This is a genomic window from Paraburkholderia sp. FW306-02-B (assembly GCF_058782725.1).
In genome coordinates this window covers 2,317,073-2,331,850 of sequence record NZ_JBYSXZ010000002.1, presented here as the reverse complement: position 1 = coordinate 2,331,850, position 14,778 = coordinate 2,317,073, and the positions used below count along the sequence as shown (strand labels likewise).

Here is a 14,778-nt window from a genome sequence, read left to right as displayed (position 1 = left end):
GCGTCATTCGTATCGGGAAACCGCCATGAACCATCACTTTGAGCAGTTGCGGCTCGACTCGGTGAGCCGCAGTTTCACGAATGCGGAAGGCCACGCGATCGCGGCGTTGCAAGGGCTCGATCTGAATATCCGGCGCGGCGAGTTTATCGCGTTGCTGGGACCGTCGGGCTGCGGCAAATCGACGGCACTCAATTGCATCGCCGGTTTGCAGCCGTTAAGCGGCGGCGGCATCTGGCTCGACGACCAACGCATCGACGTGCTGCCGCCGGAAAAGCGCGGCTTCGGCATGGTGTTCCAGAACTATGCGCTGTTTCCGCACATGACGGTGCTCGACAACGTCGGCTTCGGTTTGAAGATGCGCGGAGTCGGCAGGAGCGAAGCCGTGCGGCGTGCGCGTGAGGCGTTGCAGCTCGTACAACTGGTCGGTCATGAACGCAAGCTGCCCGGCCAACTTTCGGGCGGTCAGCAGCAGCGCGTGGCGATTGCCCGGGCCATCGTGATCGAACCGCCGCTGATCCTGATGGACGAACCGCTGTCGAATCTCGATACGAAACTGCGCATCGAAATGCGCGCCGAGATTCGCCGCATCCATAGCCAGCTTGAACGCGCGACCCTTTACGTGACGCACGATCAGGACGAAGCGTTGTCGATGGCGGACCGCATCGTCGTGATGAAAGAGGGCGTGGTACAGCAGATCGCGACGCCGAAAGAGGTCTATACGCGGCCGCAGAACTTGCACGTCGCGCGCTTCATGGGTTATCGCAATGTGGTCGAATTCACGCTCGAAGGCATGCAGGGCGAAGGCGTTGCGGTAAGCGCGAACGGCGTGCGTCTGATCGGCACCCCGATGGCCGGTTTCAATAGCAAGCGCGTGAGCGTCGCGCTGCGTCCCGAGGATATGGAACGTGCCGGACCGGGTGCGGAAAACGCGTTCGACGCGTTGGTGACCACGGTCGAATACGGCGGGCACGATTCGCTATTGCGCGTGAAGACGGCATTCGGCGAGTTGTGGGCGCGTATCGCGGGCGAGTTCGAGCAAGGCGAGCGAATCGGCTTGCGCGTGGCGCCGTCACGCACGCTCGTCTATGACGAAGACGCGCCATGAGCACGGGCATGCTGTCGCCGCCACTTGCGCCGCGCGACACCAAAGCGTGGCTGGTTGCGCCTGCTTTGATCTTCGTCGTCGCGTTGTTCATCTATCCGTTTGCGTATGGTCTGGTGCTGTCGTTCCGGCCGATGAACGGCGGCGGCCTGTGGGCCAACTATCTGGCGTTCTTCACCGATACGTCGATGTGGCCGACCATCATCGTCACGTTGAAGCTCGCGGTGCCCGCGACGCTCATCAATGTCGGCGTGTCGGTCCCGGTGGCGTTCGCGCTGCGCCGCAATTCACCCTATCAGAAGTTCGTCACGACGCTGCTGGTGATTCCTGTCACGCTCGGAACCGTGCTGATCGCCGACGGCATGCTCACGTACTTCGGCCCGAACGGCTGGTTTCCGCAAGCCTTGCAAGGCCTGCATCTCTATACGGATGAAGTGCGTCTCACGCATAACTTCTGGGGCGTGCTGATCTCGCTGATCGTGTCGGGCTTTCCGTTTGCGTTTCTGTTGACGCTGTCGTACGTAACGGGCATCGATCCGACGCTGGCAAGCGCCGCGGCGACGCTCGGCGCGAGTCCGTGGCAGCAGTTTCGCCGCATCTATTTGCCGCTGCTGGTGCCGGGTTTGACGATGGCCGCGTGCCTGTCGTTCGTGCAGGCATTCTCGGTGTTTCCATCGGCGGTGCTGCTCGGTGCGCCCGCCGGCCCGACGCGCGTGATGTCGATTGCCGCGGCTGAAGCCGCGTTCGAGAGCTACGACTATTCGCTTGCATCCGCGATCGCGATGGTGATGGGCTTCGTGCAATTGGTGGTGGTCGCCGCGATGCTCGGCGCCCGCCGCTTTTTCTACAGCGGCCCGGTGACGGGAGGCAAAGGCTGATGGCAACCGATCACCACGTGGCACATCCTTCGTGGGCCGCGTCATCGTCAAACGGCGATGACGGCGCCCGGCAACCCAGCAAGCGCATCAAACAACGCGGCAGTTGGCCGGGCCGCGCGTGGCTCGTGCTGGTGTGGGGCGCGATGGTGTTTTTCCTCGTCAACGTGGTGCTGCTGATCGCGACGGTCGCGGTCAACTCGGTGGCGACGCGCTGGTTCGGCACCTTGTTGCCGCAAGGCTTCACGCTGCATTGGTACGCGCAGGCGTGGCGCGACTTCCAGTTGGCGAGCGTGTTGTGGGTCACCGTTGAAGTGGTCGGCGCGGTGGTGCTGTTGTCGGTTCTGCTCGGCGTACCTGCGGCCTATGCGCTTGCGCGCGTGCAATTTCCGGGCAAGCGCATTGCCATGCTGATTTTCCTGCTGCCGTTGATGGTGCCGCCCGTCACGTACGGCATTCCAATGGCGACCGTGATGTACAAAATCGGTCTGGCGGGCACGCTCGGCGGCGTGATTCTCGCGAATCTCGTGCCCGCACTGCCGTTCGTGATTCTGGTGATGACGCCGTTCATCGAACAGATCGATCCGAATCTCGAAGCGGCGGCGCGCATTTTCGGCGCCAACACCTTCCGCTATTTCCGCTACGTGCTGCTGCCTTTGCTGGTGCCCGGCATGCTGGCGGCCGGCCTGCTCGTGCTGGTGCGCACTATCGGCATGTTCGAGCTGACATTTTTTACGGCCGGCCCCGCGACGCAAACATTGGTGGTCGCGTTGTACTACGCTGTATTTTCAACCGGCGTGCGCGCACCGCAGTCGATCGACGCGATGGCGATGATCTACATGGCGATCACGCTGATCTGGGTGCTGATCGCGCTGCAATTCGTCAGCCCGACGCAGATCGTGTCGCGTGTGAAGGAACAGAAGCGCTGACGCAAATTGAACGGACATGGTGGAGCAGACGTTGACGAAGAGAAAAACGCCAGAAGAGTTGCGCAGCCATCGCTGGTATGGGGTGAACGATATGCGTTCGTTCGGCCATCGCTCGCGCACCGCGCAAATGGGCTATAGCCGCGAGGAATATGCGGGCAAACCGGTGATCGCGATCCTCAACACGTGGAGCGAGATCAATTCTTGCCACACGCATTTCAAGCAGCGTGTCGAGGAAGTGAAGCGCGGCATCTGGCAGGCCGGCGGCTTTCCGGTCGAGCTGCCGGTGCAGACGCTCGCCGAGCCGTTCCAGAAGCCCACCACGATGCTCTACCGCAACTTCCTCGCGATGGAGGCCGAGGAGACGCTGCGTTCGTATCCTGCCGATGGCGCCGTGCTGATGGGCGGTTGCGACAAAACCACGCCCGCCTTGCTGATGGGCGCGATCTCGATGGATCTGCCGGCCATCTTCCTGCCCGCCGGGCCGATGCTGCGCGGTAACTGGAACGGCGCGACGCTCGGTTCCGGATCGGACACCTGGAAGTACTGGGCCGATCTGCGCGCGGGCAAGATCACCGAGGAGGACTGGCAAGGCGTCGAAGGCGGCATTGCGCGCTCGCCCGGCCACTGCATGACGATGGGCACCGCGTCGACGATGACGAGCGCCGCCGAAGCGCTCGGCTTCACGCTGCCCGGCTTCGCGTCGATTCCCGCGGTGGATTCGCGGCACGCGCAGATGGCGGCGAAAACCGGCATGCGAATTGTCGAGATGGTATGGGAGGACCTGAAGCCATCGGACCTGATCACCGCCGGTTCGATCGACAACGCGGTGACCACCTGCCTCGCGCTATCCGGCTCGACCAATGCGATCGTCCACATGATCGCGTTAGCGCGCCGCGCGGGCATCGATCTGACGCTCGATCGCTACGACGCGCTGGCGCGCCGCACGCCGGTGCTCGCGAACATCCGTCCGACCGGCGCGTATCTGATGGAAGACTTTTTCTACGCGGGCGGTTTGCCGGCGATGCTCGCCGAACTGGGCGACCTGATCGACCGCTCGCAGCAAACCGTCAACGGCCGAACGCTCGGCGAAAACCTCGAAGGCGCGAAGATTTTCAACGACGACGTGATTCGCCGCCGCAGCGCACCGCTGCTGCCGGATAACGGCCTCGCGGTGCTCCACGGCAACATCGCGCCTGACGGCGCCGTCATCAAACCGGGCGCCGCCGAGCCGAGGCTGCTGGTGCATACCGGGCGCGCCGTGGTGTTCAAGGATTACAACGACATGGCCGCACGCATCGACGACGACGCGCTCGACATCGACGAAAACAGCGTGATCGTGCTCCAGCACGCTGGGCCGGTGGGTGCTCCGGGCATGCCCGAATGGGGGCAACTACCGATCCCGCGGAAGTTGCTGCAAAAAGGCGTACGCGATATGTTGCGCATATCGGATGCACGGATGAGCGGGACGAGTTACGGCGCCTGCGTGTTGCACGTCGCGCCGGAGTCGTTCATCGGCGGGCCGTTTGCGTTGGTGCAGAACGGCGACCTGATCGAACTCGACGTGCCGCGACGCAAGCTCGATCTGCTGGTATCCGACGACGAACTGGCGCGCCGCAAGGCCGCCTGGGTCGAGCCCGCGCCGCGCTTTACACGCGGCTACGGCGCGCTGCATCAGGTACATGTGATGCAGGCGAATAAAGGATGCGATTTCGATTTCTTGCAGCGCGGCGGCGCGAACGCGGAGGCGGACGCAGCCGGCGAGCCGGAGATTCACTGAGTTTGCTTAGGGCCGTTCAAAACCGCAATCGGTGACCCAATCAATAGCCCACGCGATATACGCGCCCCGTTTGCGCGCCTTCGACGCTGCGCACATAGGCCAATGCCGCGCGCTGAGCCGTCACGGGCTCGAAGCCACGGAAGTAGGGTGCAAAAGCGTCGAGCGATTCGGTCAGCACCGTCGGGCTCACCACATTGATGCGGATGCCGCGCGGCAGTTCGATCGCGGCGGCCCGCACGAAACCTTCCAGGGCCAGATTCACCGTGGTTGCATTCGCGCCTTTGCGAATCGGCTCGTCGCCGACGATGCCGCTCGTCAGCGTGAACGAGCCGCCGTCATTCACGTATTGCTGGGCGGCCAGCACCACGTTGATCTGGCCCATCAGCTTGTCGCGCAGTCCAACCCAGAACTGTTCGATGCTCATCTCCGGCAGCGGGCCGAAATGCAGCTTGCCGGTGGTCGTCACCACGCCGTCCACTTTGCCGATCTCGCGAAAGAGCCGCTCGATGCTCGCCGGGTCGGTGCTGTCGACGCGATACTGGCCGCGTGTCGCGCCCACTTCGATGACTTCATGGCGCGCCTTCAATTCCGCTGTCACTGCCTGGCCGACGGTGCCGGTTGCGCCGATCACCACGATCTTTTTCATCTGTTGCTCCGTTGAGGGTTAAATGTGCAGGCCATTGTGTCGGTATTGGATGAGCGGAAAAAGCCTCTATGGCGTGCAGGTCCTGCAACCAGGGGTTTCTAATCCAGACATTAAGCGCACACCGCCATTCAAACGGTATGCGCTTAATAGATCCTTTATTAATAGGTGTCTGCGGCTAGATTCAAACGTATGAGTAAGCCACGCGCAAAGCGGGAACGATTTATGTCGCCCGATGTAATTCAATCACGCGCGTGGGCCGGAGATGATTAAGGGCGTAATGGCTGCGGCCGCGTTCGCTGTGGCTGCCGACCGGGCGCGGGTCGTCGAACTGATGATCGGCTGAATATGCCGCTTGCGGTTCGATCATGCCTTTGTCGATCACCGTGTAGCCCGGTTCGAGCGCCAGCAGCAGATGATTGCCGCCGACGCGGCTGTCGAAGCCGGCCATGCCGTCGTGCGACTCCGGCACGCTGTTGCTGAGGGTCGCATTGCTGGTGATGATTTCGTCGACGGCAATCGGGCTGTGGCTCGCGATTCGTGCAGCCTCGCGGTTCTTGCCGTCGGTGTCGACGGTGCTGTCGTGCGTGCGATCGTTGTGCAGTTCCGCCGTGCTTGGGCGAGCGGCGCCCGGAAGCCTGGCCGCGTCTGCTCGCTTGTTGATATCGGTGCTGTTCATCATGTTTTCTCCGGTGAAGAGGACATGGTTGAAGTACAGCAAAACCCGTTCCGTAAAGCGCGACGCCTGTGCGCGTCCGAGTTGCGCCGCGACTGCGTCGCGGCTAGGCGGAAGGGGGCTTTCACCTGGCGATTGCGCCCGAGATTCTTTTCGTTTTTTTTAATGGACGCTTATTTTCTACAGAGTATGATCTTACTCCGGCGAGCGGAGCGCTGTTAAATCGACGACATTTGCCTGGCTGTTTCAGCATGGCGGGCATGGAACGGCGGCGCGCTAACTCAAAACATTTTACGGGGCCGTCAGGGCGGGTGACACATGCATTTCGATGCTGCATTCACACATCGCGGCTACTTGCTGAATTGCGCGCCGGCGCGCGCGGGCGATGGCAGTTGGCAAGCTTATGTGGTCATCTCTCGCTCGAGCGACGGCGAACTGGTCGCCAACCGTTTTTTTCCCACCGATCTGCGCTTTCCCGACGAAGCAGCCGCCATTGCGCACGCGCGCGACTGGGCGGTGCGCTGGATCGACGCGAGCAGCGTCACTATCTGAATCGCATCCAGCGGCGGCGGGCTGCGCGCGGTTGCGGCGCGGCAACCGCGCAGCCACTACATGGCAGCCGCGCGGCGTCGCGCGAGCTGCGGAAAAACGCGGTAATCTCTCGGGACAATCACTCCGAACCGTGCCCACGGCACGGCGCCGTCCTTTTATGCCTAACGTGCCTTCCCACAACTGGGGTCTCGAACAGATCGTCGCGGACCTGCGCGCGTCGCGCGAAGAATTGCATCGCACGCGCCATCCACTCGGCATTCGCGAGTTGCCGTCGCGCGAAGCCGTGGCCGGCATTGTCGCCGGCCTGCGGGCGGCGCTGTTTCCCACGCATTACGGCGCCCCCGATCTGACCGACGAAACCGTCGATTACTACGTCGGCCATACGCTCGAAAGCACCCTTCGATTGCTCGCCGAACAGATTCGCCGCGCACTGCGCTTTCTGCCCGAATTCGGCGAAACGCCCGAGGCGGAACTGAAGGAGCGCGCCTTCAATGTCGCGCGCGAGTTCGGCACGCAGTTGCCGGGCATTCGCGCGCTGCTGGTCAGCGATATTCAGGCCGCCTTCACCGGCGATCCGGCCGCGCAGCACATCACCGAAATTCTGCTTTGCTATCCGGGCGTGTGGGCGATGACGCACCACCGTCTCGCGCACGCGCTGCATCGGCTCGGTGTGCCCTTGCTGGCGCGCTTCATCAACGAGATCGCGCATTCGGCGACCGGCATCGATATTCACCCGGGCGCGAGCATCGGGCCGAGCTTTTTTATCGACCACGGCACGGGCGTCGTGATCGGCGAGACCGCGATCATCGGCGAGCGCGTACGTCTGTATCAGGCGGTGACGCTCGGCGCGAAGAGCTTTGCCGCCGATATCGACGGTACGCTGGTCAAGGGCAACGCACGCCATCCGATCGTCGAGGACGACGTGGTGATCTACGCCGGCGCGACGATTCTCGGCCGCGTGACGATCGGGCGCGGCTCGGTGATCGGCGGCAATGTGTGGCTCACGCATAGCGTGCCGCCGGGCAGTAGCGTCTCGCAAGGCAAGATTCGCGAAGGCGACCGTAGTGATGAGGCGCGCCGTTGATGTGCGCGTTGGCTTGCGCGTTGGTGCGCAGTTTGCCGTTTCCCGGTTGAGGAGCGAGTCCATGTCGCGCGGCCGTGTTCATATGCCTCGTTGCGCGATTGCCGGCGTCGAAGCGACGGTGGCCGAAACCGCGCACTCGTTTCCACGTCATTCGCACGATCGCTTCGGAGTAGGTGTGATCGTCAGCGGCGGACATCGATCGGCGAGCGGGCGCGGTGTGGTCGAAGCGCGCGCGAACGACGCGATCATGGTCAATCCCGGTGAAGTGCACGATGGCAGTCCGCTCGATGAGCGTGGCCGTGCATGGCGCATGCTGTACTTCGAGCCTTCTTTGCTGGACAGTGTGGCCGGAGAACTGGGCGCGTTTTCGACGCAGGAGATCGAGCTTACGCAGCCCGTCGCGCGGGATCCATTGCTGAAAGTGCTGTTTGAGCGGCTCTTCGCGGTTTCTGTTGAAGCGCAATTCGTGCCCGACGATCTGGTGCGCGAAGAAGCGTTGCTTGGGTTGCTGAGGTATCTTGTGAGGCGTCACGCGACTATGCATGCGCGTTCGTCTTCGGTGGGTGCGTTGGGGCCGATTGCACGTGCCAAGGCTCGTATTGATGATGATCCTTCGTCAGCGCTTACGCTTGCTGATCTTGCTGTGGATTCTGGCTTGAGCCGATTTCAATTGCTGCGAGGCTTCGCTCATGAGATCGGGCTGCCGCCTCACGCTTATCGGATGCAGCGGCGTGTTGGGCTCGCGAGGCAACTCATCGCGCGTGGTGTACCGCTTGTGGATGCTGCTGCCGCTGCTGGGTTTTCTGATCAGAGTCATATGACGCGGGCTTTTGTGCGGCTGCTTGGGGTTACGCCGGCGGGGTATGCTGCGGCAATGCGGTGAGGTTCTTCTGGTTGCCTACGGCGTTGGTCTTTTCTTGTTCCGTTTGTCTGTGCGGTGCTTCGTTCTCTATGCCTACGGCGGTGCCTTTCCTTGCTTTGTTAGTGGTTTATTAGCGTTGCCCCTGTGCGGGGCGGCACCTACTTTTCTTTGCCTGCCGCAAAGAAAAGTAGGCAAAAGAAAGCGGCTTTACACCGCCAGCTCTTAAGCGGGTCTCCTGGCTTGGAGGCGGTAGTGGAGCATCTGGAATCTGTGTTCTCGCACACTCCGCGCTGGTGACAAAGCAGTCATGCTTCCGGCGGCGCTGCGCGCGCCGACAGGTCCTTCTCAAACCATGCGCCAGCTGCGCGCCGACAGGTACTTCTCAAACCGCACGCCGGGTTCGAGCCCGCAGGTACTTCTTAAACCGTACGCCGGGCTCGTGCCCGCAGGTACTTTCTGAAACCGTTTGCCCGGTTCGCGCCGGCAGGCACTTCCTAAAGCCGTAATCCAGCTTTGCGTCGGCGGGTACTTCCTGAACCGTACGCCAAGCTCGCGTCGCTGCAATTTCGTTCAAGACCTTCCGCCTCCCCCGCCTCTAATCTGCTTGCTCACTCCAACGAATAAGGATGGCAGCATGAATTCGCGCTATGCGGGATACCTGTTCTGCGCGCTGGCGATGATCGGCGTCGGCAGCACGGTGGTCGTCAGCAAATCGATTGCGGCGGGATTGCCGCCGTTCAGCGCGACCGCGTTGCGTTTTGCGATTGCATTTCCGGTGTTCGTGCTAGTGATGCGCTGGCGCGGCGTGCGCTGGCCGCGTCTCGATCGGCGTGACACGCTGCTGGTGATCGCCCAGGCCGGCGCGGGTAGCGTCGGTTATACGGTGTTGCTGATCAGCGGTATGAAGCTTGCTTCGGCGGCCGATGCGGGTGTGATCGCAGGTACCTTGCCGGCTGTCTCCGCGCTGGTCGCGATGCTCGCGCTCGGCGAGCGGCCCGCACCCGCGTTGATCGGCGCAATCGTCCTCGCGACGTTGGGTGTGCTGATGTGTACCGTGCATATAGACGATTTTGCCGCGCCGCATGCGGCCAGTTCGCTGACGGGTAACGCGCTGGTGTTCGCGGCGATTGTCTGCGAGGCACTGTTCATCCTGCTCAATCGCAAGTTGCGCACGCCCGTTGCGGCGTTGCCGTTGTCGGCCTTGATGTGCGGTATCGGCTTCGCGGTCGCGATCGTGCCGGCATGTTTCGAAAAACCCTGGAACCTGCCGTTCGATGCGAACGCGCTGAGCGGCGTGGTGTACTACGCGCTCGTGCCGACCGTCGCCGGCTTCGTTCTCTGGTATGCGGGCGCCGCGCGTATCAGCGGCGCGGAGGCGGGGCTGATAACCGCGCTCGTGCCGGTCAGCGCGGTCGCGTTGGCCGCTGTCGTGTTGCGCGAGCCGGTCAGTGCGGCGCAACTCGCAGGCGTCGCGTGCGTGCTCGGTGCAGTGCTGCTCGCTACGTTCGGCCAGATGCGTACGGCGCGCAGCACAGCGTAAGGCGCGGCTCGAGCGACATCGGGAGGCATCGAGCGGCGGTTCAAGACTGCGGCATGAAGCATGGCCGCATTGCTCGCCGCGTTGGCCGGATACGGGCGACGCGCGGCAACGCCAGAGGAGCACTAAGTGGCATTCGATGCCGTAGCGCTACCGGTCTCGCCGCTTACGTATTGGCGACCGAGACCACGCCCGGATTACCGACGATCGCCAGAAATTCGCGACGCGTCGACGGATCGGTTCGGAACGTGCCGAGCATGCGCGAGGTGACCATCGTGACGCCGGCCTTATGTACGCCACGTGTCGACATGCATTGATGTGCGGCTTCGAGAATCACGCCGACGCCTTCAGGTTGCAGCACGTCGTTCAACGTGTCGGCGATCTGCACCGTCATTTTTTCCTGAATCTGCAGACGCTTGGCGAACGCATCGACGAGACGCGCCAGCTTCGAGATGCCGACCACCCGATGTCCCGGCAGATAGGCGACATGCGCGCGGCCGATGATCGGCACCATGTGATGTTCGCAATAGCTTTCGAAGCGGATGTCTTTCAGCACGATCATTTCGTCGTAGCCGTCCACTTCGGAGAAGGTGCGGGCGAGGAGCTCGCGCGGATCGATCTGATAGCCCGCGAAGAACTCATCATAGGAACGCACCACGCGCGCCGGTGTATCGAGGAGACCCTCGCGCTGCGGATCGTCGCCGGCCCAACGCAGCAGCACGCGTACCGCTGCTTCAGCTTCCGCGCGGCTTGGGCGTTCCGGTGCGGCTGCGGGTTTGGTTTTCTTTGCCTTGCTGCTGGTCATCCGTCGCTCCTCTGGGATCGCGCGTCGACGCTAAATGGAGCGCGCGGGTTCAATGAGTGAGGCCATTGTTCCATGTTTTGCACCGGGTCGTGCTGATGTCACCGTTCGCTGTCGGGGTGCGTGGCTATTTCGGCCACTCGTCCTTAGCGTCGTTGAAGAGTTCGGCGACGACGCCGCGCAGCCAGCTCGCACGCGGATCGTTATGAAACTTGCGATGCCAGTGCTGCCGCAGATCGAAGCGCGGCAACGGTAGCGGCGGTTCGACGAGCGTGATCGACGCGTGCTCCGACACGTACGCGAAGCCGATCGCGTGCGGCACTGTCGCGAGCAGATCGGTGCGCGCGAGGATGAACGGCAGGCTCATGAAGTGAGGCGTTTCGAGTACGGCGCGGCGCTTGATGCGTTTCTTTTCGAGGTATAGCTCGAGCACTTCCTGGCTGCGTCCTTCGGCGCGGACCACCGCGTGGCCTGACGCCACGTACTGGGGCAGCGTGAGTGGCGCTTTTGAGAGTGGGTGACCCGTGCGCATCAGGCAGATGAACCGATGGGTAAAGAGACGTTGCTGGAAGAAGTTGTTGCCGGAGAGGTCGGGGAAATAGCCGACGGCCAGATCGACGTCACCCGATTCGAGTCCGCGTTCGACATGCGAGGGCGACAGCGACACCGAGCGCAAATTTGCGTTGGGTGCGCGTTCGGCGAAGAGTTGCAGCAGACGCGGCAAGAAGACGATTTCGCCGACGTCGGATAGCGCGATGGAGAAGGTGTGGGTGCTGGTTGCGGGGTCGAAGTCTTGCACGTCGAGCATGCCTTTTTCGATACGCAGGAGCGCGTCACGGGCAGCGGGGAGGATCGCCAGCGCCCGCGGTGTGGGTTCCATGCCGCGGGATGTGCGCACGAAGAGCGGGTCGTCGAAGTACTCCCGCAAGCGGCCTAGTGCGGTGCTGACGCGTGGTTGGCTTACTCCTAGCTGCTCCGCCGCGCGGCTGACATTGCGGGTGTCTTCCATTGCTACCAGGTAGGGGATCAGGTTTAGGTCTAGAGATAGGTCTGGCATTTTTTTGCCTGCGGCGCGATGGAGGGGTATTCGTTATTTGTATAGAGGGTAGGGGGTTAATTGGTGGGTTGGATAGTGGGGTAAGCCTGGGGTTTGGTTTTCTTTTTTGCCTGCGCGGCGCTTTCTGTCTGTGTGCCTATGGCGGTGGGTTTTTCTTTCGTTATTGGTTTATTAGCGTTGCCCCTGTGCGGGGCAGCACCTACTTTTCTTTGCCTGCCGCAAAGAAAAGTAGGCAAAAGAAAGCGGCTCACACCGCTAGCTTTGAAGCGGGTCTGCTGGCTTGGAGGACGCAGTGGAGCATCTGGAATCGGTGTTCTCGCACACTCCGCGCTGGTGACAAGGCAGTCATGCTTCCGGCGGCGCTGCGCGCGCCACCGCGGTACTTCACAAAACCGACCTCCATTTTCGCGTCAACATTTTGCCCCGCGCGGTGGCTCACCCTTGCGTCCCCCATGCCTCGGCGCGGCGCTCGCGTTTTGTCCGGCGCGGTGGCGCGCCGTTGCATTGCCAATCCTCACTGTCGTACCGGCTCTTCGCTACGCGTGATGGTCCGCACTCGTACATTCGGGTGCTTCGCCAAGGCGAAGCCGATGGCCCCCACCGCGCGCAAACGAAGCCACTGGCTTCCCCGGCAGACCGTTCCGGCGAGCACGCAGTGCGAGGCCGGAAAAATGAAGCGGGAGGCGCGTACGCCCAATCGGTTTTGAGAAGTACCGCTGCGGCGCGCGCAGCGCCGCCGGAAGAATGACTGCCTTGTCACCAGCGCGGAGTGTGCGGGAACACCGATTCCAGATGCTCCACTGCCTCCTCCAAGCCAGGGGACCCGCTTAAGAATTAGCGGTGTGAAGCCGCTTTCTTTGCTTACTTTCTTTGCGGCGGCAAAGAAAGTAAGTGCCTGCCCCGCACAGGGGCGACGCTAATAGACCACTAACAAATCAAGGAAAGGCCACCGCCGCAGGCACACAGACATAAAGCGCCGCGCAGGCAAAAAACCAGGCAAAGACCACCGCTGTAGGCAAAAAGGGAAAACCCCCCGGAAGGGCAAAAAAATCGAGGAAAGGACCACCGCCGCAAGGCACACAACCAATGCCGCCGCCAAAGGCAAAAACCCGCAAAACCCTACCCCAATCCGGTAGGCAAAAACCTATGATTAAGGATTCCCCTGCCTTGACAACCCGCCCGAAGGGCAACCATAATCCGCCGGAACGTTCGCTAATCGAATCACAGTTCATATAGCGAACAAACCCAAGGCGATGAACCAGCGCTTCCGCCCGGCAAGCATAGCCGGGCAAAACGGCCCGGAGACCGTCCCGCATAAAGCCCGCCTGCAAAGGCGAAAGCCAAAGCGGCACGCAGCGCCCTAAAAGGAAATTCGACATGATCAACAAGATTTTCGAGTCACTTCAATCGGCGGTCGCCGACGTCCACGACGGCGCCACCGTCATGATCGGCGGCTTCGGCACGGCAGGCATGCCGTCCGAACTGATCGACGCGCTCATCGAACAAGGCGCGCGTAACCTCACCATCGTCAACAACAACGCAGGCAACGGCGACATCGGCCTCGCGGCGCTGCTCAAAGCCAAACGCGTGAGCAAAATCATCTGCTCATTCCCGCGCCAAACCGATTCGTATGTGTTCGACGCGCTCTATCGCGCCGGCGAAATCGAACTCGAACTGGTGCCGCAAGGCAACCTCGCCGAACGCATCCGCGCAGCAGGCGCCGGCATCGGCGGATTCTTCACGCCGACCGGCTACGGCACCAAACTCGCCGAAGGCAAGGAAACCCGCCTCATCGACGGCAAGCACTACGTGCTCGAAGCGCCGCTGCACGCTGACTTCGCGCTGATCAAGGCGTACAAGGGCGATCGCTGGGGCAACCTCGTCTATCGCAAGACAGCCCGCAATTTCGGACCGATCATGGCAAGCGCGGCCAAAACCGCGATCGTTCAGGTGTCGAAAGTGGTGCCGCTCGGCGCACTCGATCCGGAAGTGATCGTCACGCCCGGCATTTTCGTGCAGCGCGTGATCGAAGTGCCGCAAGCGGCACATCAAAACGCAGCCGCCACCGCCGCCTGACCCGGAGACCGACATGAAAAAATTGACCCGCGATGAAATGGCCAAGCGCGTTGCGCTGGATATCCCCGAAGGCGCCTACGTGAACCTCGGCATCGGCGTGCCAACGCTGGTAGCCAACCACCTCGCCGCCGACAAGGAAATCTTCCTGCACAGCGAAAACGGTCTGCTCGGTATGGGCCCCGCGCCCGCGCCCGGCGAGGAAGACGACGAACTGATCAACGCCGGCAAGCAGCACGTCACGCTGCGCACGGGCGGCGCCTACTTCCATCATGCGGATTCGTTCGCAATGATGCGCGGCGGCCATCTGGATTTCTGCGTGCTCGGCGCTTTCCAGGTGTCGGTGAAGGGCGACCTCGCGAACTGGCATACCGGCGCGCCCGACGCCATTCCAGCCGTCGGCGGTGCAATGGACCTCGCGATCGGCGCGAAGCAGGTCTACGTGATGATGGAGCACCTGACCAAGCAGGGCGAAAGCAAGATCGCCGCCGAATGCACGTATCCGGTAACGGGCATCGCCTGCGTCAATCGCATCTACACCGATCTGGCGATGATCGACGTCACCGGTCAAGGCCTCGTCGTGCGCGAGATCTTCTCGGACATCGATTTCGATGCACTGCACAAACTGACCGGCGTGCCGCTGATCGACGGCACCCAATCGGCTCGCGCGGCGTAACCGTAAAGCGCGGCTAAAAGCGGCGCCGAAAGGCGACTCGAACGTCACACCGCCACACAAACGCGCATGAGGCACGCTCCATGCGCGTGACGCGACAGCACAAATGACGCCCGGCCGCGTTCGGCGCACAATA

The 14,778-nt window shown here is 62.3% G+C and carries 15 protein-coding genes; 10 read left to right on the top strand and 5 right to left on the bottom strand.

The features are described 5' to 3' along the window. The first annotated feature begins 25 nt into the window (after window positions 1-25). Genes AC3WOG_RS31795 through araD form a run of 4 tightly spaced genes read left to right on the top strand, consistent with a single transcriptional unit; the run spans window position 26 to window position 4,683 of the window. A complete protein-coding gene (locus AC3WOG_RS31795) occupies window positions 26-1,105 on the top strand; it encodes an ABC transporter ATP-binding protein (protein WP_492581739.1) in 1,080 nt (359 codons plus the stop codon). Further along, window positions 1,102-1,980 (top strand): ABC transporter permease, encoded by an 879-nt coding sequence (locus tag AC3WOG_RS31790; protein WP_492581738.1) that lies wholly within the window; start codon window positions 1,102-1,104, stop codon window positions 1,978-1,980. The genes AC3WOG_RS31795 and AC3WOG_RS31790 overlap by 4 nt, the downstream gene beginning before the upstream one ends. Continuing rightward, window positions 1,980-2,906: an ABC transporter permease gene (locus tag AC3WOG_RS31785; RefSeq protein WP_492581737.1), complete on the top strand. Its 927-nt coding sequence runs from the start codon at window positions 1,980-1,982 to the stop codon at window positions 2,904-2,906. The genes AC3WOG_RS31790 and AC3WOG_RS31785 overlap by 1 nt, the downstream gene beginning before the upstream one ends. A 16-nt stretch (window positions 2,907-2,922) precedes the next feature. Next, on the top strand, window positions 2,923-4,683 hold the full coding sequence (gene araD, locus AC3WOG_RS31780; protein ID WP_492581736.1) for an L-arabinonate dehydratase: 1,761 nt from the start codon (window positions 2,923-2,925) through the stop codon (window positions 4,681-4,683). Window positions 4,684-4,723: 40 nt separating this feature from the next. Here araD and AC3WOG_RS31775 read toward each other — a convergent pair whose 3' ends face one another. Together AC3WOG_RS31775 and AC3WOG_RS31770 are read right to left on the bottom strand one after the other, a co-directional pair. Then, entirely contained in the window at window positions 4,724-5,329 is a 606-nt protein-coding gene (locus AC3WOG_RS31775; protein WP_492581735.1) for a short chain dehydrogenase, read from the bottom strand. Between the two features lie 220 nt (window positions 5,330-5,549). Then, entirely contained in the window at window positions 5,550-6,005 is a 456-nt protein-coding gene (locus AC3WOG_RS31770) for a DUF3005 domain-containing protein (protein WP_492582515.1), read from the bottom strand. Between the two features lie 315 nt (window positions 6,006-6,320). Here AC3WOG_RS31770 and AC3WOG_RS31765 point away from each other — a divergent pair, with 315 nt between their 5' ends. From AC3WOG_RS31765 to AC3WOG_RS31750, 4 genes are all read left to right on the top strand, one after another. Then, on the top strand, window positions 6,321-6,554 hold the full coding sequence (locus AC3WOG_RS31765) for a hypothetical protein (RefSeq protein WP_492581734.1): 234 nt from the start codon (window positions 6,321-6,323) through the stop codon (window positions 6,552-6,554). Between the two features lie 157 nt (window positions 6,555-6,711). Then, window positions 6,712-7,638 (top strand): serine O-acetyltransferase EpsC, encoded by a 927-nt coding sequence (gene epsC / locus AC3WOG_RS31760; protein WP_492581733.1) that lies wholly within the window; start codon window positions 6,712-6,714, stop codon window positions 7,636-7,638. Window positions 7,639-7,699: 61 nt separating this feature from the next. Next, window positions 7,700-8,521, top strand: coding sequence for an AraC family transcriptional regulator (locus AC3WOG_RS31755; protein ID WP_492581732.1), 822 nt, complete (start codon window positions 7,700-7,702; stop codon window positions 8,519-8,521). 613 nt (window positions 8,522-9,134) lie between these two features. Continuing rightward, window positions 9,135-10,040 carry a DMT family transporter gene (locus AC3WOG_RS31750; protein ID WP_492581731.1) on the top strand — a complete coding sequence of 302 codons (906 nt, stop codon included), beginning with the start codon at window positions 9,135-9,137 and terminating at the stop codon, window positions 10,038-10,040. Between the two features lie 163 nt (window positions 10,041-10,203). On the opposite strand, the gene folE is transcribed toward AC3WOG_RS31750, so the two are convergent. The 3 genes from folE to AC3WOG_RS31735 all read right to left on the bottom strand — a co-directional run bounded on the left by folE (window position 10,204) and on the right by AC3WOG_RS31735 (window position 13,281). Next, window positions 10,204-10,842, bottom strand: coding sequence for a GTP cyclohydrolase I FolE (gene folE / locus AC3WOG_RS31745; protein ID WP_492581730.1), 639 nt, complete (start codon window positions 10,840-10,842; stop codon window positions 10,204-10,206). Window positions 10,843-10,966: 124 nt separating this feature from the next. Next, a complete protein-coding gene (locus AC3WOG_RS31740) occupies window positions 10,967-11,896 on the bottom strand; it encodes a LysR family transcriptional regulator (protein ID WP_492581729.1) in 930 nt (309 codons plus the stop codon). 935 nt (window positions 11,897-12,831) lie between these two features. Next, entirely contained in the window at window positions 12,832-13,281 is a 450-nt protein-coding gene (locus tag AC3WOG_RS31735) for a hypothetical protein (protein ID WP_492581728.1), read from the bottom strand. Between AC3WOG_RS31735 and AC3WOG_RS31730 the strand changes: the two genes are divergently transcribed. Both AC3WOG_RS31730 and AC3WOG_RS31725 read left to right on the top strand, forming a co-directional pair. Next, window positions 13,274-13,972 carry a 3-oxoacid CoA-transferase subunit A gene (locus AC3WOG_RS31730; RefSeq protein WP_492581727.1) on the top strand — a complete coding sequence of 233 codons (699 nt, stop codon included), beginning with the start codon at window positions 13,274-13,276 and terminating at the stop codon, window positions 13,970-13,972. The genes AC3WOG_RS31735 and AC3WOG_RS31730 overlap by 8 nt on opposite strands. A gap of 13 nt (window positions 13,973-13,985) precedes the next feature. Beyond that, the gene (locus tag AC3WOG_RS31725; protein ID WP_492581726.1) at window positions 13,986-14,645 is read left to right on the top strand and encodes a 3-oxoacid CoA-transferase subunit B; all 660 of its coding nucleotides are present in this window, start codon (window positions 13,986-13,988) and stop codon (window positions 14,643-14,645) included. The last annotated feature ends 133 nt before the right edge of the window (window positions 14,646-14,778 follow it).